The sequence below is a fragment of the Terriglobus aquaticus genome, from assembly GCF_025685415.1.
GTDB lineage: Bacteria > Acidobacteriota > Terriglobia > Terriglobales > Acidobacteriaceae > Terriglobus > Terriglobus aquaticus.
Genome location: NZ_JAGSYB010000001.1, coordinates 2,947,906 through 2,966,898, shown reverse-complemented (window position 1 = coordinate 2,966,898; position 18,993 = coordinate 2,947,906). Strand labels below are relative to the sequence as shown.

Below are 18,993 nucleotides of genomic sequence, written 5' to 3'. Positions count from 1 at the left end.
GAGTTTCGTCTCAAGCTGTGACACCGCGGCGGCTGCTTGTGTTCCTCGATGAAGCGGGATGGCGTCTTTCGGTGCTGGGGCAAGTCGGTTTACCGAGGATTATTGAGGCGGTCGTAGTAGGACTTCATCTGCGCTGCGACCAGATCGTTTGCCTTCTTCACCGCAGACAGGCTGGTGGCGTCCAGTTGATCCCACGATCGGTAGGCCGTTCGCTTCTCGACAAGGGAAGGAATCACGTTGCCGTTCTGGTCGGTCATGGCCGCCTGCAGAAGAATGACGGAGCGGCTGTGCGGATCGATGCGTACCGTATGGACCCGGTAGCCGACCGTGGCGCAGGCGTTCAGGTGCGCGGCATCGCCAAGGCCCCATGCGGTCTGGTTCGCGCGGCAGGCGTCGGGCCTCTTGTAGCGCGTGAAGAGCGAGAGCGTGTAGTTGCCCTGGTTCTGATAGCTGTCGTAGTTGCTCTTGAGCCAGTCCGGGTTGGAGACGTCGGGCATGAAGATTTGCACGTCGCTGTCCGACGCCAGTTGCAGCGGTGTGCTCCACTGGCCGGTCTGATCGAGTACCTGGGCGGGCTTGCCGAAGGCTCCGCGCGCGACGACCTGTTGCGCATTGAGCTCTGGCGCGAGGGCGAGCAGGACTGTAATGGCGACGAGCCACGAGCGATAGCCAACTACAGCGCGAACCGTGTTCAGCTGCATACGCACGAGGATACCGCCGCGGTGCGACCTGCAGCGAACGATTGTTTAGCGTGCGTGCAATGATCATGGTGCTCGCACGCAAATGCGCCGTATGGCGGTGGTGACAAGAGAATGCGAAATGATCAGCCGGCCTGGGATCGCCGGTTCGTAGTGAAAGCGATTGGCGCAGCCTGCGCCGGAGCCTGGATACTGCCAGAACAGTCGGGCTCGCAAGCGATGCCGATGGCCGCGAATGACAAGAGCAAGACCGAGGGTGCGGACGGCACCGTTCCGCGCATCGTGACGAACCAGTGCGGCTACCGGCCGGCTGCGGCCAAGGTGGCAAGCGTTGTGTTGGCGGAGGGTGCTCCGGACCGGCAGGACTTCACAGTGGAGTCGGCGCGTGGCGAAGTGGTGCTGCGTGGAACGTTGCCCGCCGCCGCACGGGACGCCGCGTCCGGTGATCTTGTGGCGCTCGTGGACTTTTCCGCGGTGCGTACGTCCGGTACCTACCGCATCCGCACTGCCGACGCCGTGAGCGATCCGGTGATCATTGCGGAGACGGCGTATGGGGCCGCGTTGAAAACGGCGATGCGGGCGTTCTACGGCCAGCGGTGCGGGTGCAAGGTCGACCTGGGCGGCGGATACAAGCACAAGGCGTGCCACAAGGCTGGCGAGTTCGGTGTGAGTTCCGGCAAGAGCGGTCCGGTGCGCAACAGCGGTGGATGGCACGATGCCGGGGACTACGGGCGCTACGTGGTGAACAGCGGCATCTCCACCGCCACTCTGCTGTACGCGTGGGAGATGTTCCCCGCAATGCTGCAGCCGCTGAAGCTGCAGATTCCCGAGTCGGGTGGCCGCGTTCCGGACTTTCTGGCCGAGGTGCGGTGGAACCTGCAATGGATGCTGAGCATGCAGGATCCGGCCGATGGCGGCGTGTGGCATAAACAGACCAGCGCGGCGTTCTGCGGCTTTATCATGCCGGAGCGCGACGACCTGCCCAGCCAGGTGATCGGCACCGGGAGCGCGCCTTTCAAGAGCACGTGTGCCACGGCCGACCTGGCCGCGGTGGCAGCGATCGCAGCACGATGCTACCGGCCGTACGACCCGAAGTTCGCGGAGAGCTGCCTTGTCGCGGCGCGCGCCGCATACAAGTGGGCGCGTGAGAACCCCGAAGTGCTGTTCAAGAATCCGCCGGGCGTGACCACCGGCGAATACGGCGACCGGTCCAGCGCCGACGAGATGATGTGGGCCGCGGCAGAGCTGTTTCGCACCACGGGCGAGGCAGAGTTTCGCGTCGCCTTTGAAGCGGGCTTGCCGGCGGAGCTGCGCGTGACAACGCCAGGCTGGAACAACCTGATGTCCTTTGCGCTGTGGGCCTATGCGATGAGCACGGGAGCGAATGCCGCGTTGCGCGATCGCATTGTGAGCGCGACGCGGGATGCGGCCAACGCGCTCGTGGAGCATTCGCGCACGAGCGGCTTTGGCAACACGATGGAGGCGACGGATTATGTGTGGGGATCGAACTCGGTCGCCGCGAACCACGCGCTGCTGCTGCTGATGGCCGATCGGTTCCAAAGCGACCCGGCTGCGCGCGAGGCCGCGCTGGCGAACCTGCACTACCTGCTGGGCCGCAACTGCTTTGGTGTGTCGTGGGTGACAGGGGTGGGCGTCCGCCCGTTTCAGCATCCGCACCACCGGCCAAGCCAGGCCGACAAGATTGCTGCGCCATGGCCGGGTCTGCTCTCCGGCGGTCCGAATGCGCACGGTGGCGACTCGGTGGCCGACAAGCTGCCGAAGCGGCCGCCCATGCGGATGTGGGTGGATGACTGGCAGGCGTATTCGATGAACGAGGTGGCAATCAACTGGAACGCGCCGCTGGTGTTCCTGCTGGCAGCCGCGAACGCGTAAGCGATGTTGCCGGGTGGTAGCCGGCGTCCTTGGGCGCGATGGCCGGCTGCCGTTCGGGTGCGGAGCGGTGCGGTGCCGCAAACGCATCCCACTGAATACGGAGCGTGCGGCACGGCATGGAGCAGATACAACCGAACGGCATCATCGGTAGCGCGACGGTCCGGGTAGACGGCCTGGCCAAGGTCACGGGTCAGGCAAAGTACGGTGCGGAACACCACCTGCCGAATCTGGCGCACGCCTACCTCGCCCTCTCGCCGATTGCGCGGGGCCGCATCCGCCGGATCGACGAGACTGCAGCGCGGGCCATCCCGGGTGTGCTCGACATCCTGACGTACCGCAATGTTGGCACGGCGGTGAAGGCGGGTAAGCACATCATCGACGGCGGCTACATGGCGCAGTCGGTGGCGCCGCTGGGCTCGGACCGCATCGAGTTTGCCGGCCAGATCGTCGCGGTCGCGATTGCGGAAACGCCGGAGATCGCCAAGGACGCTGCGGGCAAGCTGCGGTTCGAGTTCCGGGCGGAAGAGCCGGCCGGCCGCTTTGACGACGCCGGTGCAGTGGTGGTCAAAGCCAAGGCGCTGGGTGAAACGGAGTTGAAGGCCGGCAACGTGAGCCAGGGCCTGGCCGACGCCCACACCATCGTGGAGGGCTGGTACGAGACGCCGCCACAGGTGCAGAACCCGCTGGAGATGTTCCAAGCGACGTGCGCGTGGCAGGGCGACGAGCTGACCGTGTGGGAGTCGAGCCAGAATGTGCGTGGATTCCAGTACGGCCTGGCGAAACAGCTTGGCATTCCGCCCGCGAAGGTCCGCATCGTGTCGCCGTTCATCGGTGGCGCGTTTGGATCGCGCGGCGAACTGGGGCAGTACACGGCGCTGATCGCGCTGGCATCGCGGCGGCTGGGCCGACCGGTGAAGCTGGAGTCGTCGCGGGAGCAGTGCTTCTTTCTGAAAACCTTCCGCGCGGAAACGCGGCAGCACCTGCGCGTAGGTGCCGATGCGGACGGGCACCTGACCGCAATCGTGCACGAGAGCTGGGAGATGACCAGCCGCGCGGATCGCTTTGCCGTGGCCGGATCGGAGTCGACCGCGCGCCTGTACAAGTGCGGCAACGTGGACGTGCGCGTACACAACGTGAGCGCCGACCGGCAGTCGCCAGGCTTCATGCGCGCGCCACCGGAGACGCCGTACCTGTTTGCCATGGAATCGGCGATGGACGAGCTGGCGCACAAGCTGCGCATCGATCCGGCGGAGCTGCGCCGCCGCAACGACACCATGGTCGAGGCCGCGACGAACAAGCCGTACACCAGCCGGTCGCTGGTGCAGTGTATCGACAAGGGTGCGGAGCTCTTTGGATGGAGCGAGCGCGATCCGCGGCCCGGCTCCATGCGCGATGGCAACGACCTAGTGGGCTGGGGCATGGCGTCTGCGTTCTATCCAACGCAGGTGGGGCCGGCGCTGTGCCGCGTGACGCTCACGCCAGACCTGTGCGCGACGGTTGAGGTCGGCACTCACGAGATCGGCACCGGCATTCGCACCGTGATTGCGCAGACTGCGGCGGACCTGCTGGGGCTGAGCTTGGACCGCATCACCGTTCGTATCGGCGACAGCACGTTGCCGGCAGGACCGATGTCGGCGGGGTCGAACTCGACCGCCAGCGTGTGCAGCGTGGTGGGCAAGGCCTGCGAGTCGCTGCGCCGCCGGCTCGCCGTGGAGGCGGTGTATCGCAAGGGCGGTGCGCTGTACGGCGCGAAGAGTAAAGAGGTGCGGCTGCGCGCTGGCAATGTAGTCGGCGCAACCGGCTCCGAACCGCTGGCTGATTTGGTCCAGCGCGTTGGCCTCGGCAAGCCCTTGGTGGAAGAAGGCCGTAACAGCCCGCATGGCGCGCCGCCGCTGATCGGGCCGTGGCTCATCAGCCGGGGCAAGCCGATCTTGCTGGGCGGATCGCGGCTAAAGGATCGCATGCAGTTTGCGCACGGCGCGCACTACCTGGAGGTGCGCATTGATCGCTCGACGGGCATGGTTCGCGTGTCGCGCATGGTGGGCGTGTTTGCGGCGGGACGCATCATGAACCGCATGACGGCGCACTCGCAACTGGTGGGCGGACAGGTGTGGGGCATCTCGTCGGCGCTGCACGAGTCGGCAGAAGTGGACCCGGTGCTGGCGCGCTATGCGAACAGCACGCTGGCCGAGTACCACGTGCCGGTGAACGCCGACATTCCGGCGATCGAGACGATCATGCTCGACGAGGTCGACACGGAAGTGAACCCGCTGGGCATCAAGGGGCTGGGCGAGCTCGGCGTGACCGGGGTGAACGCCGCGATTGCGAATGCGGTGTTCCATGCGACGGGTATTCGTGTGCGCAAGCTGCCGATTCGGCAGGGATCGCTGCTCGGCTTCGACTAGCAGATTCCGAAGAACGAAAGATGCACTCGCTCGCCTTTTAGCGGACGAGGTGCATTGAGGACGAAGAGTGCTCCGGCAGCAGCAACGGTCTAGTTTCTCGCTGCTGCCGATGTTGCGATCACAGAGCGATCAGCCTTCGTTCGGGCTGACCACGCGGTAGCTGGTGCCGCCGTTGGACCAGACCAGCAGCAGAACCTGCTTGCCGTTCGGCGCGTTGCGGATGCTGCTGACGACGTCGTTCGCCGAGGGTGTTGCCTTGCGGTTCACCTCCAGGATCACGTCGCCGGGCTGCAGGCCCGCTTCCTCCGCCGCGCTGCCGGGCTTCACCGCTGCGATGGCAGCACCCTTCACGCTGTCGGGCAGGTTCAACTGCTGACGCACGTCGGGGGTGATGTCGCTCATCTGCACGCCCAGCTTGGCGCCGCGCTGACCGGTGCCGTCGTCACCGTCGTTGCTGGCAAGCTGCTTGTCCTTGTTGAACTCGCCCAGCTTCACGTTCACGGTCTGCGGCGCGCCGTTACGCAGAATGCCGAGGTCCGCGTGCGTTCCGGGCGTCATCTGTGCCACGTCCACCTGCAGTTCGCCACCGGACTCGATGGTCTTTCCGTTCAGGCTGACGATCACGTCACCGTTCTTCAGGCCGGCGCTGGCCGCGGGCGATCCCGGCGTCACCTGCGAGATGATCGCGCCGGACGCGCTCTTCAGGTTGAAGAACTGCGCGTTGGCAGGCGTCACGTCGTTCATGGCGATGCCCAGGTAGCCATGATGTACCGCGCCGGTCTGGATGATCTCCGTCGCGATGGCCTTGGCGGTGGAGGCGGGAATGGCGAAGCTGGCACCGGCGAAGCTGCCGCTGTTGGTGGCGATCATTTGGTTGATGCCGACCAGCTCCCCGTGAATGTTCACCAGCGGGCCGCCGCTGTTGCCGGGGTTCACGGCTGCATCGGTCTGGATGAGGCCGCCGGGCGTGCGCGCATCGGTGGAGAACGGAGCGGCGCGGTTCACCGCACTGACAATGCCGCGCGTGACGCTGAACTGCAGAACGCCGAACGGGCTGCCAAAGGCGAGCACCGTCTGGCCGGGCCGCAGCTTGCTGCTGTCACCCCAGGAGATGGCCGGCAGGTCGTGCGCGTCCACTTTGACCACGGCGATGTCGGTCAGCTTGTCGGTGCCGACCACCTTGCCAGTGAGCACGCGGCGGTCGCTGAGGGTGACGCGGATCTGCTTCGCTCCCTCGACCACGTGGTTGTTGGTCACGATGTAACCGTCGGACGAGATGATGACGCCGGAGCCGATGCCGTGGCGCAACTCCTGCTGCTGGGGCTGACGCATGCCTCCACCACCGCCGAAGAACTGGCGGAACTGCGGCGGCAGGCCCTGCAGGTCGGGCGCCTGGGCGTTGTCGGCGGATTCGTCCTCGCCGCCGCCAACGCTCGTGACGGCGATGTTGACCACGGCGGGGGTTACGCGATTCGCGACAGTTTCCATGTCGTGGTCGAGCGCGCTCAGCGAGCTGACGCTCTGGTCGTCCAGCGCGGAGGCGGAGATGGCGCTGGCGTGAACGCCGGTGCTGTGCAGAACCTCTGCCGTGCCGAACAGGGCAACGGCAGCCAGGGCAAGAGGTGTGGCAACGCGGAAGAGGAAGGGCCGGCTGCTTGCAACTAATGAATTAGTTTTTGCGGACATGATGCGTGTTTCTCCAGGGTTGGACTTAGATCCGGTTAGAGTTCGATCAGCAGCCAGCCGTTGGCGACGGGCACGGCTGCGTAAGGCGTGTAGAAGATGGCTGTTGTGGTCTGAACCTGCGATGACGAATCCGCAACTGCGTCCATGTCAGCCGTACGATTCCGAGAGCTTGCGTAAGTGGTCCGCATCATGCGCGGAGCAAGAACCGTGGCGGCGCGAAGAGAGCCTGGCGTGTGTGCCGGCAGCAGCGTCGCGGTGCTGCTCTTCGCGGAGCGTGCATGTTTGTTGCGGGCGTGTGTGTCCACGCTGCGGAAGGTTGCGGGCACAATGCGCACTGGTATGGAGCGTAGGTTGCGCGCCGTGGTCACCTCAGCCGAGGTGCGCACCAGCGGCAGACTGGCCGCAGTGGTGGAGATGACGGGAGTGAAACTCGCGTCCGCTGCAGTGGTGTTGCTCGATGCAGGCGCGACATCCGTGCCGACCTGCACCAGTTGCGGAACGCGCAGGAAACCGCCAGCCGCGGTGCACAGCAGCGCCAGCGCTCCGGCGAAGGCCAGGCCGGATTGCTTGCGCGTCCAGGCGGTCGGCTTAGCGATCAGGGCGTGCACGCGCTGCACCAGTTCGGCCTTGCGGCCCAGGGCTGACAGGGCAAGACGCAGGGCTCCGCGCTGCTGGCGCTGCTCGGCCAGACGGGTCAGGCAGGCGGCATAGGCCAGTGGCTTGTCGGTCCGGGCGACCACGGCGGCGTCCACGGCCATCTCGCGCTGCAGCCGGATCGTGCGGTTCAGCCACAGCAGGGCGGGGTTCAGCGGAGACAGCACCAGGCCGACCTGCAGCAGAAGGTTGATCCAGTCATCGCGGCGCCGCAGGTGTTCGCACTCGTGAAGCGCGATTTGGTGCAGTTCGGCTTCGGACAGGGTGGGCAGCATCCACTCCGGTATTAAGAGGCGCGGCGAGCGGAAGCCGAGGATCACCGGCGCGTCCACGTCGGGCGAGCTGCACAAGAGGGCACGGCGCGAGCCGGCGGTGAAGTTCTCTTCACCTTGCAACGGCACGACCGTTGAGGCATTGCGAACGCGGCCCAGGTGACGCCATGCAAGGAACAGCTGCGCGGCGCGGACGGTGGTTCCGACGAGCCAGAGCGCGGCTACGGCGAGGCCGATCCAGGGTGCAAGGTGCAGGCCATGCTCGCCCGTGTGCGCACTGCCTGCGTGCAGATCGCGATGAAGCTCAAGCCATGGCAGGACCAGAACACCAGCAAAGGCAGCAACCAGCACGGAGTGGCGCAGCGCAGCCGGAGCGCGGCGCAGCAGCACCAGAACCGCGGCCGCGATGAGCGCCACCGTCAGCCCCTGCCACAGGCCGGCAACGCACACGGCCGTCAGAAATGAGGAGAGATGCAGAAGGGTGGAAGGCATCAGTTCTCCTCCTGCTGGTCGTTGGCGGCCGCAGCCTCTGCCCTGGCGATCGCCTTCTTCAGTGACGCCAGTTCTTCCGCACTTACCTCGCCGTCACCCAGCAGGGCGACCATCAGGCGTTCGCGGCTGTTGCCAAAGAAGCGGCTGATCACGTGCTTCACCTCGCTCTGGCGGGCGGTGTTCTCCGCGACCACGGCGGTGTACACAAAGGCGCGGCCTTCCTGGTGGTGCTCCACGTAACCCTTCGATTCGAGGATGCGAATCGTGGTAAGCACCGAGGTGTAGGCCAGCCGCTCGTTCTCCGGCATGGCCGAAACCAGGTCCTGCACCGAGCACTGACCCATCCGCCACAAGAGGCGCATGAGGCTCAGCTCAGCTTCGGTCAACGTGTTGGAACGGGTACGCGGCATCTCTTGTTAGGAGAGACGGGCAACTAAGAAATTAGTTAGCGGGGTTTGCTCGACGATTTCGCTGGGCGGCGAGCTTACCGACGCTCATGCAAAACGCGACCGGAGTGTTCGGGGTTGTTGCCGTTGCGATTATTCGGGGCTGTTCGATTTCGCTGGGGTGGTGCTCGCGACGCGCATGCCGCCGAGGCCCTGGGCGTAGCGGGCAACGCCTTTGTAGATGGATTCGGCGACGCGTTCGCGGTAGTCGCCAGTGCGGAGCTTGGCGGCATCGTCGGGGTTGGTGACGAAGCTGATCTCTGTGAGGATCGAAGGCATGTTGGCGCCGATGAGCACGACGAACGGGGCCTTCTTCACGCCGCGGTTCTTCAGGCCGGCGTTGCCGCGTTCCAGGCCGGTGTAGAGCGACTGCTCCACGTCCTGCGCGAACTCACGTGACTCGTCGATCTTGTCCTTGAGCGTAATCTTTTTGACCATGGTGCTCAGTTCGGACACGCTCTGGTCGCTCACCGCGTTTTCGCGCGCGGCCACGTCCAGCGCGGTGGGGTCGCTGGTGAAGTTCAGGTAGTAGGTCTCCACGCCGCGCGCGGTCTCGTCCTTGCTGCTGTTGGCGTGGATGGAGAGAAAGAGATCGGCCTGCGCCTTGTTGGCGATGGCGGTGCGCGTTTCGAGGGGGATAAAGGTGTCGTCGGAACGCGTGTAGATGATCTCCGCGCCCAGGTGGTCGTGCAGCAGTTTGCCGAGGCGCAGAGCGACGTCGAGTACGACGTCCTTTTCCATGATGCCGTCGGCGCCGAGCGTGCCGGAGTCATGACCGCCGTGGCCGGGGTCGATGACGATGCGGCCGATCTTGAGGCCGAGTGCGCGCATGAGCGATCGCTGGCCCTCGGTGGTGGGTGCGGCGGCGCGGTTCGAGCCGAGATCGGCGGTGCGCTGGGACGAGGCATCTGGTGCAGCTTCAGGGCTGTTCGCCGCAGCCAGGGCACGCTTCACTTTGTGCGCGGTTGCGGGCGTTTCGGTGTCGCCGCCGCGGCGATCGGCGACCACGGCGATGGGCTGCGTGGTGGGCCGGTCGGTGGCGTCTACCTTGCCGGGCTGCTTGCTCAGCGAGGCAACGTCAGTGTTGGCGCGGGACGTTGTTGCGAGTGAAGATGTGCGGCGAGGAGCGGGGGAGGATGGCGTGGGTGCGTCGCCGACGATGCCGCCGTCGTTGTCTCCCATGACCGGTTCGGTGGTGCGGGTCACGGGTGCGGCCTGACTCGTCTTTGCCTGTTGCGGCGCTGTGTTGGTGGTGGGCGTGTTCGTCTGGGAGGTAGTGGTCTTGGCGCCGCCGTGGATGTCGATGATGAGGCGGTACGGGTTGGGCAGCAGGAAGGCTGAGTATTCCGTGACGTCGTTCACGTCGAGCACCACGCGGGTGGAGTCGGCGGTGTACTGCGCGATGCGGACGCGCTTCAGGAAGCCGTCGTCGACCACGTTCAGCAGCTTGCCTTGCAGTTCGGGCGCCAGACGCGTGCCGTGCAGGTCGAAGTAGATGCGGTCGGGGTTGGGAACGCGCGCGGCCTCGTACTGCACCTGGTCGCCCAGGTCGATGGCGACGCGGGTGTAGGTGGGCGTGGACCAGTGACGAATGCCGGTCACCTGCGCCAGGCCGCTCTTCGTATGGGCGGCAGCCTTGGCGGAGGCGGGTGTGTCGTCGGTGGCGGCCTGTTCGGGGTTGGTGGCGGCGTGGATGACGGCATCGCGCTGGGTAGCGGTGCGCTCGCTGGCGCGCTGGCTGGCCTCGGCACGCTCGCTGGGCGCGACGGTCGACTGGGCGACGCCGTTGCTGTTGGCGGCGGCCTCGGTCTGGAAGCGCGCTGCGGTCTGCAGGGCAGGTGGGGTCTGCGTGGTCCGATTGCCGCGCGAGGTCGCCGTGGCGGATGGCGCATCGATCTGTGCTGTGCCGTTTGGGGCTTGGCCTGCCTGGCTGGAGCTTGCCTGCGCCATGGTGGTCGCCGCGGATTGTGCATCCGGCTGAGCGGCAGCGGTTTGCTTGGTGCTGGTCTGGGCAAGCGGGCCGCTGGTCACCTGTGGCATGCGGCCGGCTTTCAGCGCCGCCAAGGCTTCGCGCGCTTCGGGCACACGCTGCGACCGGGGGAACTCGGTGAGAAAGTCGGTGTACTTCTCGCGGGCGAGCTTCGCGTCGTGCAGGCCGGCGACGGCGACGTGCGCCTCTTCGAGCGCGGCGGAGATGCGCAGGCTGCTGGTGGGGTACTGCCGGCGCAGGAACTCGTACTGGCCAAGCGACTCCTGCAGGGCGTGCGGATCGTGCAGGACGATGCCTTCCTCGGCCAGGAGATTGCCGACCTGGAATATGGACTCCGGCGCGTGCAGGTCGCCGGGGTTGGCGTGGTAGATCAGCCGGTAGGCGTCCATGACGGTGCGGTAGTCGGTGCCGGTGCGCTCGCCGGGGGGAATCTGCGCAAGCTGGGCGCGGGCGGCCTCGGCCACCTGCCAGGGTGTGGTCTCGGCGGCCTTCCTGGGCACAGCGGCCACGCACGCCGAGGCCAGCAGAAGTGCGGGGGCGATCACCGCAGGCGCAAGGCGCCGCAGCCGGGATGAACGGTTCCGGGTCAAAGCGCCTTCAGTGTATCGAGCAGGGTTAGCCCGACTGGCCGGAAAGTTCTGCCCGGAACCGCGGCGGGTACCCGTTCCGGCGGCGTTCTGAAACGGAAAAGCGCCGCGGCTGGGCGGCGCTTTTCTGGGACTGTTCAGGATGAGTGGCTTACGCGGGGACTGCGGCTTCGCGCTTCGGCAGAACCCAGTTCGGGCGCACCCAGTGACACGTGTAGCCATACGGGATGCGCTGCAGGTAGTCCTGGTGCTCCGGTTCGGCCTCCCAGAAGTCGCCAGCCGGCGCCACTTCGGTGACCACCTTGCCGGGCCACAGGCCGCTGGCGTTCACGTCGGCAATGGTCTCTTCGGCTACGCGCTTCTGCTCGTCGTTGGTGTAGTAGATGGCCGAGCGGTAGCTGGCACCGCGGTCATTGCCCTGCCGGTTGGGCGTGCTGGGGTCGTGGATCTGGAAGAAAAACTCCAGCAGACGGCGGTAGCTGATCTTTGCCGGGTCGAAGACGATCTCGACCGCTTCGGCGTGGGTGCCGTGATTGCGGTAGGTGGCGTTCTTTACGTCGCCGCCGGAGTAGCCCACGCGGGTGCTGATCACGCCGGGCCGGTCACGCAGCAGCTCCTGCATGCCCCAGAAACATCCGCCCGCCAAGATTGCTGTTTCCTGCGCCATGTGTCGTTTCTCCTCGTTTGGTTCGCAGGAATTAGACGCGGCGGCGGGGTGGGCGGTCGCATGCGCGGCGCGCTGCCTAGGCTGGCTCTGCGACTGCGAACAGGTAGTCCATCTGCCAACCTGGCGCCACACCGTGCTCGCGGACGAGCGTGGCGAGCTGGGCGTAGTGACGGATGGCGTGCATGGCGAGGTGCACCAGGATCGCGCGGCGCCGCGCACGCATCTGCCCAGCACTGCGGGTCATGAACTCGATTGTGCCGTCCCAGAACTCGGCGTCCCGTTGCAGCAGCGGCTGCAGCAGGTCCATGGTGCGCGCATGGGTGGTGAAGATCGCGTCCGCAGTGTCGAAGGCGATCTGATCGTACGAGGTTTCGGACAGGTCGCGCAGGCGCTCGGCGTAGCGCAGTTCCACGGCGACAATGTGCTGCAGCAGCTCGGCCACATTCTGCGTCTCGCGTGTGCTGCACGGAAAGGCGAGGACCTCCGGATGTCGCTGCACCAGGCCACGCCAGCCGTTTGAGGTCTGATCGAGCCAGGCAAGCAGTTCGTCAACGGTGAGCGCGGTCATGCGGAAGTCCTCTTAGGTGGTCGGGCGGACTGCTATGCGAGCAGGCCGCCGACGATCTCCGGTACACCGGACAGAGCGGCGTCCAGTTGCGATGGATCGGTGCCGCCGGCCTCGGCCAGGTCGGGGCGACCGCCGCCTTTGCCGCCGACCTTGGCAGCCACAGCTCCGACGATCTTGCCGGCCTGCACGCGGCCGGTCAGGTCCTTGGTCACACCGGCAATCAGGGCGACCTTGCCGTCTTCTGTGGGCGCGCCCAGAACGACCACGCCGCTGCCCAGCTTCGTTCGCAGCGAGTCGACCAGCGAGCGCATCTGGTTGCGGTCGAGGCCGGCGACGCGCTGGGCCAGCACCTTGATGCCCTGTACGTCGACGGCGGAGCTGGCCGCATCGGCAGTGGAGGCGGAGGCCGCCTTCATGCGCGCCTGTTCCAGCTCGCGGCGCAGCTTCTTCATCTCCTCTTCCTGCTGGGAGAGGCGTGCCTCGAGTGCGGCGGCGGGCGAATCGCTGGTGCCGCCGATCAGGGACGAGACGACGCGCGTCACAGCGAAGTCGCGGCGGAACTCCTGCAGCGAGCCGGTGCCGGTGACGGCCTCCACGCGGCGGATGCCAGAGGCGGCAGAGGATTCGCCGGTGAGCTTCAGAAGGCCGATTTCGCCGGTGGCCGCGGTGTGGGTGCCGCCGCAGAGCTCGGTCGAGAAGTCGCCGATCTTCACCACGCGCACCTTGTCGCCATACTTTTCGCCGAAGAGTGCGGTGGCGTGGAACTCGTTGATCGCTACGTCGATGGGAACGTCGACGAAGGTTTCGACCTTGGTGTTCGAGAGGATCTCGCGGTTGACGATGTCCTCGATCTCCTGCAGCTCCTCGTCGGCGACCTGGGCAAAGTGGCTGAAGTCGAAGCGCAGGCGCGCGCGGTTCACCAGCGATCCGGCCTGCTTCACGTGCGTGCCGAGGACCTCGCGCAGCGCGGCGTGCAGCAGGTGGGTGCCGGTGTGGTTGCGCATGGTGCTGTTGCGCTCGGCGCCGTCCACCACGGTGTTCACGGTGTCGCCCACCGCGATGGGCTGCCGGACGGTGACGCGGTGCGCGAAGACGCCCTGCACCGGCTTGGTGCAGCCGCTCACGTCGGCCAGCACGTGCGCGCCGTCGGGCGAGTAGAGCCAGCCGGTGTCGCCCACCTGGCCGCCGGAATCGGCGTAGAAGCTGGTCGCGTTCAGCACGACTTCGCCGGTGTCGCCCGGGTGCAGTTCGTTGGCGCCGACGCCGTCTTTGACGAGAGCGAGGACCTTTGCGCCTTCGATGCGGAGCTTGCCGTAGCCTTCGAAGTCGGTCTTCGGGAGAGAGGTGAAAACGGGGCTGGCGGACTTCTGCGATCCGCCCTTCCACGAGGCGCGTGCGCGTGCCTGTTCCTCTTCCTTGGCGCGCTCGAAGCCTTCCATGTCGAACTCGATGCCGGCATCGCGCGCTGCATCGGTCATGAAGTCGAGAGGCATGCCGAAGGTCTCGTACAGGCGAAAGGCAAGTGAGCCGCTTGCGAGCGTCTCATTCGTCATCTGCGAGAGGCCAAGCTGCAAGGTTCGAGCGAATTGCTGCTCTTCGCCAAGTATGGTCTTGCTGACGCGGTCGGCGGTTTCGTTCAGTTCGGGGTAGGCGGCCTGCATCTCGTCGCGCACGGCGTAGACCATCTGGTGCATGAACGGCTGCTCCTGGCCGAGGAGGCGGCCGTGGCGGATGCCGCGGCGCAGGATCTTGCGCAGAACGTAGCCGCGGCCTTCGTTGGAGGGCACGATGCCATCACTGATAAGGAAGGTCGCGGCGCGCGCGTGGTCGGCGATGATGCGCAGCGAGGCAGCGCCCTTTGCATCGCTGACCGAGGCTTCTTCCGGGCTCATCGCGGTGAAGCCGACAAGCTCCGCCGCCTTTGCGATGAGCGGGACGAACAGGTCGCTCTGGTAGTTCGAGAGCTTGCCCTGCAGCACGCAGGCGATGCGCTCGAGGCCCATGCCGGTGTCGATGGAGGGCTTGGGCAGCGGCGTGAGTTCGCCCGAGGCGGCGCGGTCGAACTGCATGAAGACGAGGTTCCAGATCTCCATATAGCGCTGGTCGTCTTCGCCAAAGGGCTTGTCTTCGCCGGTCTCCGACGCCTCAAGGCCCAGGTCGTAATAGATCTCGCTGCACGGACCGCAGGGGCCGGTCTCGCCCATCTGCCAGAAGTTGTCCTTGGCGCCGAGCTGGTAGATGCGATCCTTCGGCACGCCGGCGGCGATCCAGAATTGCTCGGCCTCGTCGTCGCGCGGGGTCTGCGCGTCGCCCTCGAAGATGGTCACGTAGAGCCGGGCCGGGTCGATGCCGAACCAGCGATCGCTGGTGAGCAGCTCCCACGCGTAGGCGATGGCGTGCTGCTTGAAATAGTCGCCAAAGCTGAAGTTGCCAAGCATTTCAAAGAAGGTGTGGTGGCGGCGGGTGAAGCCCACGTTCTCCAGGTCGTTGTGCTTGCCGCCGGCGCGCACGCACTTCTGGCTGGTGGTGGCGCGCGTGTAGCTGCGCTGCTCGGCGCCGAGGAACACGTCCTTGAACTGATTCATGCCCGCGTTCGCAAAGAGCAGCGTGGGGTCGTTGTGCGGAACCAGCGACGAGGAATGGATGCGACGATGGCCTCTTTCTTCGAAAAAGCGGAGGAAATCTTCGCGAATCTGGTTGCCGGAACGGGATTGCATGGTACCTGTGAGGATAGCAGCGCGGTTCGGGCGCGGCGCCCTCCGGACGATAGACTTGGGTTCGCTCACCGTGGAACGGAACGAGCACGGGAGACGGGAATGGCTTGGAACCGCAGGGAGTTTTTATCCGCATCGCTGGCCGTGGGTGCGGTGCACTGCACGCCGGGGATGGCAGCAACGGCGGCGAATGCCGGGGCGGTGCCGTCGGCGCGGCAGTTGCGCTGGCAGCGGCTGGAAACCTGCACGTTCCTGCACTTCACGGTGAACACCTTCACCGGCCGGGAGTGGGGGCTGGGCGATGAAAGCCCGGATGTGTTCGCGCCGACCGACTTCGACGCCGACGCGATTGTCAGCGACCTGAAGGCGGGCGGCATGCGCGGCGTGATCCTGACCTGCAAGCATCACGACGGGTTTTGCCTGTGGCCGACGAAGAGCACCGAACACAACATCTCGCACAGCAAGTGGATGGACGGGAAGGGCGACGTGGTGCGCGCCATCTCGGACGCGGCGCGCAAGCAGGGGCTGCAGTTTGGCGTCTACGTGTCGCCGTGGGATCGCAGCAATGCGGCGTATGGCAAACCGGAGTACCTCACCATCTATCGGCAGCAGATCACGGAGCTGCTGACCAACTACGGTCCGATCTTCGAGATCTGGTTTGACGGGGCGAATGGCGGTGACGGCTTCTACGGTGGCGCGCGGGAGAAGCGCACCATCGACAAGCTGCACTACTACGATTGGCCGGGAACGTGGGCCTTGGTGCGCAAGCTGCAGCCGGAGGCGGCGATCTTCAGCGACGTGGGCCCGGATGTGCGATGGGTCGGCAACGAAAAAGGCGAAGCTGGCGAGAACTGCTGGGCTACGATCACGCCGCGCGGCGAGCACGGCGGGCCGGCGTCGCCGGGCGATGTGGACACTGCGATCAACAACACGGGTACGCCCGGCGGAGAGGTGTGGATGCCGGCCGAGTGCGATGTGTCGATCCGGCCGGGCTGGTTCTACCACTCGGAGGAAGACAGCAAGGTGAAGACGCCGGAGCAGTTGATGACCCTGTACGAGCGGTCGGTGGGACGCGGAGCGGGGCTGCTGCTGAACCTGCCGCCTGACACGCGCGGACGTATCGCAAGCGCCGACGCGGCTGCGCTGCGGAGCTTTCACGGTCGTGTGGAAGCCACCTTTGCCAACAACCTGCTGCGCGGAGCATCGCTTGCGGCATCCGCGGCAGCCCGGAACCATGCAGCCGGCCTCGTTGTCGACGGATCGGTAGACACGTATTGGCTGGCCTCGAACGCAGGGCCGGCGGAAATCACCGCGAGTGCGCGTGAGCCACTCCAGGTCAACGTGATCCGCATGCGTGAGGCGATCGCGTTGGGTCAGCGCGTCCGGCGATGGGTGCTTGAGGCGGCGGGCACCGACGGCGTGTGGTCGAAGCTGGCCGAAGGCGAGAGCATCGGGAACTGCCGCATCGTGCGGCTGGAGAAGCCTGCGGCGCTGAACCGGCTGCGGTTGCGCATCCTGGAATCGGGGGCGCCCGCCGCGCTTACAGAGCTGGGGGCCTACCTGGACCGGCAGGGCTAATGGACGGGCCTGCGAGCAGAGCCGCGGCGAACGTGTTCGCCTGTGACCGAGCCGTCGCATAACTCGAAAGTGGCAGAGAGCGCTTGCGAAAACATAGGTCAAGCGTAGCCGCGTTTGCCCTATAAAAACTGTAAGTGCAAAATTCAGCAGAGCTTGTGAGCATCCTGCGGCTGCAGAGCTGGATGCTGTTGTTCCTCGGCGTGTTCCTGTTTATGTCTCACCACGCTAGCCGCCGCGTGAAGACGGACGCGGGCGCGCTGTGGTTTGCGGCGGGGTCCACGCTTGGCAGCATGGGCCTGATGTTGCAGGCCTACTACAACAGCCTGCCACTCATCCTGTCGGTCATGTTGAGCAATGCGCTGTTCCTGATGGAACCTCTGTTCCTGACCAAGGCGATTGCGGTAGCGACGCGGCAGCGCTTTCGTGGCATGCCGGTGATGGTGGCGCTGTGCGTCGCCCTGATGACCGTCTATAGCTATCTGACCTACTGGCGGCCGGACCGCAGCATGCGCGTGATGTTCGGCACGGCCGTGCTGGGCGCGCTGTTGGTTTTTCCGGCTGTGCTGCTGTTGCGGTGCCGCGACCGTGCGACCCGGCCGGCGACGCGCGCCATGGCGGTAGCGCTATTGCTGGTCAGCTTCAGCCTTTGGCGGAGTTCTTATGTTGTGCTGCGTGGCGTTCGGCTGTTGAATGGCGCGAACTGGGGCGGCGTGTTGTTCATCTCATTCACCGCGCTCTGCTTTCTATGGATGGACATGCTGCGCGTGAGCGACGGGCTTGAGAAGAAGGCGATGAGCGATCCGCTGACGGGTCTGCTGAACCGGCGCGCAATCGAGGTGTTTGCCCGACGTGAGCTGGCGCGCTGCAAGCGTCAGGGTCAGTCGATCTCGGTGCTGATGATCGACATGAATCACTTCAAAGCCATCAACGATCGCCACGGCCATGCTGCCGGCGACACGGCCCTGCAGTGCGTGGCACAAGCTATCAGCACCAGCCTGCGCGACTCGGACCTGGCCTCCCGCATTGGCGGCGATGAGTTCCTGGTGCTGCTGCCGGATGCCTCCAAGGTGACGACGCATACCGTGGCCGCGCGGCTGCGCGTCGCGATCAATGACATTCGTATTCCCTGCAGCGCGGGCGAGCCTTTGCGTGTGAGCGCCACCATCGGGCAGGCACACAGCAGCGAAGGCGATGCGAGCCTGGAAGACCTGATGGAGCGCAGCGACCAGCACATGTACGAGCAGAAGGTCCCAGACACGATGCGCTACAGTGGCGGACCTGCCTCGGAGATCACGAGATCGCCATACCGGTCTGCGCAGGCGCGGAGCGGTGTCGGTGCTTCGCTGCCCAACTAGTTATTCGTGAACCGCGGTGCCACGGGAGCTCTCCTGTGCAACGCGCGGAGCGGCGCTGGCGCTCACGTCCGGTGCCCAGGTCCAGCCTTCCAGAGCGGCATTCGGATCGCGCGGAGTGGGCAGCGCGTAGAACGTGTGCCGGTGCTCGGCCATTACGACGGCGCTGGCCAGGGCGTCGAATGCGTCCTCGCTCTCACGTGCGGCGCGTAGCGCGGCAGGACCGACGCATGCCCATGCAGGGTCTTCGCGTCGCTTGCGATCCAGGTAAGCTTTGCGTTTTTCGGGGTTGGATTTGTGCACCGGGCCGGTGTTCAGGCGCGAGTACATTTCGACGACCAGGGGCTGGCCGGGCGTGGGCCGGTCAAAGGGCCAGACGCGAAACCCACCATCGTGCAGGCGAGTGAGCACCGGCATGCCGCGCAGGCTGGCGGTGCCGACTGAGCCGGAGCCGCCGATCTGAAAGACCGACTTGGGCGTGATGCCTTTCACGCGCAGGGCGCGCTTGGCCTCTGGGATGTGGGCGATGATCTTGCAGTCGATGTCGGTTCCGCGCAGCATGCGATGCAGTTGCTCGCCGCTGAACTCGGAGGGCCGCTTGTGCGGCTTACCCCAGAAGCGCCGATCCTCGCTTTCGCGGTGCAGCCACTGCTCGCCGCGCTCGGCGGCGATGCGCCAGAAGTCGGGAGCCGACTTCGCGCCGACCTCGTGCAGGAACCATGCCGGATAGCTGAAGCAGAAATCGAAGCCGACGACGAGTGCCGGGTCTTTCTGCGCAAGTGCGATCAGCCAGTCGGCGACCTCGTCACGGGTGCGGCCGTTCTCGACCGTCACGCGAGTCTTGCCTTTGCCGTCCATGCGCCACATGGCAGCGACGATGTGTCGACGCTGGCCGGGGAGGTCGACGCGACCGGACCAGTCGATGCCGAGCACAGTCGTGGGGGAAAGCTTACGTGTCACGGCTATTCGATGCTTCCAGTGCGTCGTTGCG

General features: G+C 65.9%; 13 protein-coding genes. 4 read left to right on the top strand and 9 right to left on the bottom strand.

All coding sequences use genetic code 11. The features are described from left to right. Window positions 1–89: 89 nt before the first annotated feature. The gene (locus tag OHL12_RS12330; protein ID WP_263414117.1) at window positions 90–701 is read right to left on the bottom strand and encodes a hypothetical protein; all 612 of its coding nucleotides are present in this window, start codon (window positions 699–701) and stop codon (window positions 90–92) included. A 216-nt stretch (window positions 702–917) separates the two neighbouring features. On the opposite strand from OHL12_RS12330, the gene OHL12_RS12325 reads away from it, so the two are divergent. Together OHL12_RS12325 and OHL12_RS12320 are read left to right on the top strand one after the other, a co-directional pair. Then, window positions 918–2,591: a glycoside hydrolase family 9 protein gene (locus OHL12_RS12325; protein WP_263414116.1), complete on the top strand. Its 1,674-nt coding sequence runs from the start codon at window positions 918–920 to the stop codon at window positions 2,589–2,591. Between the two features lie 116 nt (window positions 2,592–2,707). Then, on the top strand, window positions 2,708–4,996 hold the full coding sequence (locus OHL12_RS12320; RefSeq protein WP_263414115.1) for a xanthine dehydrogenase family protein molybdopterin-binding subunit: 2,289 nt from the start codon (window positions 2,708–2,710) through the stop codon (window positions 4,994–4,996). 129 nt (window positions 4,997–5,125) lie between these two features. On the opposite strand, the gene OHL12_RS12315 is transcribed toward OHL12_RS12320, so the two are convergent. The 7 genes from OHL12_RS12315 to alaS form a co-directional block, all read right to left on the bottom strand. Further along, a complete protein-coding gene (locus OHL12_RS12315; protein ID WP_263414114.1) occupies window positions 5,126–6,682 on the bottom strand; it encodes a trypsin-like peptidase domain-containing protein in 1,557 nt (518 codons plus the stop codon). Between the two features lie 35 nt (window positions 6,683–6,717). Next, the gene (locus tag OHL12_RS12310) at window positions 6,718–8,100 is read right to left on the bottom strand and encodes a M56 family metallopeptidase (RefSeq protein WP_263414113.1); all 1,383 of its coding nucleotides are present in this window, start codon (window positions 8,098–8,100) and stop codon (window positions 6,718–6,720) included. After that, window positions 8,100–8,510: a BlaI/MecI/CopY family transcriptional regulator gene (locus OHL12_RS12305; RefSeq protein WP_263414112.1), complete on the bottom strand. Its 411-nt coding sequence runs from the start codon at window positions 8,508–8,510 to the stop codon at window positions 8,100–8,102. The genes OHL12_RS12310 and OHL12_RS12305 overlap by 1 nt, the downstream gene beginning before the upstream one ends. A 129-nt stretch (window positions 8,511–8,639) precedes the next feature. Further along, complete coding sequence (locus tag OHL12_RS12300) at window positions 8,640–11,081, bottom strand: N-acetylmuramoyl-L-alanine amidase (RefSeq protein ID WP_263414111.1); 2,442 nt, start codon at window positions 11,079–11,081, stop codon at window positions 8,640–8,642. A gap of 193 nt (window positions 11,082–11,274) precedes the next feature. Further along, window positions 11,275–11,790: a peptide-methionine (S)-S-oxide reductase MsrA gene (msrA, locus tag OHL12_RS12295; RefSeq protein ID WP_263414110.1), complete on the bottom strand. Its 516-nt coding sequence runs from the start codon at window positions 11,788–11,790 to the stop codon at window positions 11,275–11,277. Between the two features lie 76 nt (window positions 11,791–11,866). Next, entirely contained in the window at window positions 11,867–12,358 is a 492-nt protein-coding gene (locus OHL12_RS12290) for a DinB family protein (RefSeq protein WP_263414109.1), read from the bottom strand. Window positions 12,359–12,390: 32 nt separating this feature from the next. After that, entirely contained in the window at window positions 12,391–15,075 is a 2,685-nt protein-coding gene (alaS, locus tag OHL12_RS12285; RefSeq protein ID WP_263414108.1) for an alanine--tRNA ligase, read from the bottom strand. A 99-nt stretch (window positions 15,076–15,174) separates the two neighbouring features. Here alaS and OHL12_RS12280 point away from each other — a divergent pair, with 99 nt between their 5' ends. Together OHL12_RS12280 and OHL12_RS12275 are read left to right on the top strand one after the other, a co-directional pair. Further along, window positions 15,175–16,650, top strand: coding sequence for an alpha-L-fucosidase (locus tag OHL12_RS12280; protein ID WP_263414107.1), 1,476 nt, complete (start codon window positions 15,175–15,177; stop codon window positions 16,648–16,650). 155 nt (window positions 16,651–16,805) lie between these two features. After that, a complete protein-coding gene (locus OHL12_RS12275; protein WP_263414106.1) occupies window positions 16,806–18,005 on the top strand; it encodes a GGDEF domain-containing protein in 1,200 nt (399 codons plus the stop codon). Here the strand turns inward: OHL12_RS12275 and OHL12_RS12270 are convergent, their stop codons facing one another. Further along, window positions 18,006–18,962 (bottom strand): hypothetical protein, encoded by a 957-nt coding sequence (locus tag OHL12_RS12270; protein ID WP_263414105.1) that lies wholly within the window; start codon window positions 18,960–18,962, stop codon window positions 18,006–18,008. It abuts the gene before it with no gap. Window positions 18,963–18,993: the final 31 nt, after the last annotated feature.

What these genes read in the sequence shown, in the direction of transcription:
- OHL12_RS12330 (WP_263414117.1), bottom strand. Translation starts at nt 701, where the DNA reads ATGCAGCTGAACACGGTTCGCGCTGTAGTTGGCTATCGCTCGTGGCTC.
- OHL12_RS12325 (WP_263414116.1), top strand. Translation starts at nt 918, where the DNA reads ATGCCGATGGCCGCGAATGACAAGAGCAAGACCGAGGGTGCGGACGGC.
- OHL12_RS12320 (WP_263414115.1), top strand. Translation starts at nt 2,708, where the DNA reads ATGGAGCAGATACAACCGAACGGCATCATCGGTAGCGCGACGGTCCGG.
- OHL12_RS12315 (WP_263414114.1), bottom strand. Translation starts at nt 6,682, where the DNA reads ATGTCCGCAAAAACTAATTCATTAGTTGCAAGCAGCCGGCCCTTCCTC.
- OHL12_RS12310 (WP_263414113.1), bottom strand. Translation starts at nt 8,100, where the DNA reads ATGCCTTCCACCCTTCTGCATCTCTCCTCATTTCTGACGGCCGTGTGC.
- OHL12_RS12305 (WP_263414112.1), bottom strand. Translation starts at nt 8,510, where the DNA reads ATGCCGCGTACCCGTTCCAACACGTTGACCGAAGCTGAGCTGAGCCTC.
- msrA (WP_263414110.1), bottom strand. Translation starts at nt 11,790, where the DNA reads ATGGCGCAGGAAACAGCAATCTTGGCGGGCGGATGTTTCTGGGGCATG.
- OHL12_RS12290 (WP_263414109.1), bottom strand. Translation starts at nt 12,358, where the DNA reads ATGACCGCGCTCACCGTTGACGAACTGCTTGCCTGGCTCGATCAGACC.
- alaS (WP_263414108.1), bottom strand. Translation starts at nt 15,075, where the DNA reads ATGCAATCCCGTTCCGGCAACCAGATTCGCGAAGATTTCCTCCGCTTT.
- OHL12_RS12280 (WP_263414107.1), top strand. Translation starts at nt 15,175, where the DNA reads ATGGCTTGGAACCGCAGGGAGTTTTTATCCGCATCGCTGGCCGTGGGT.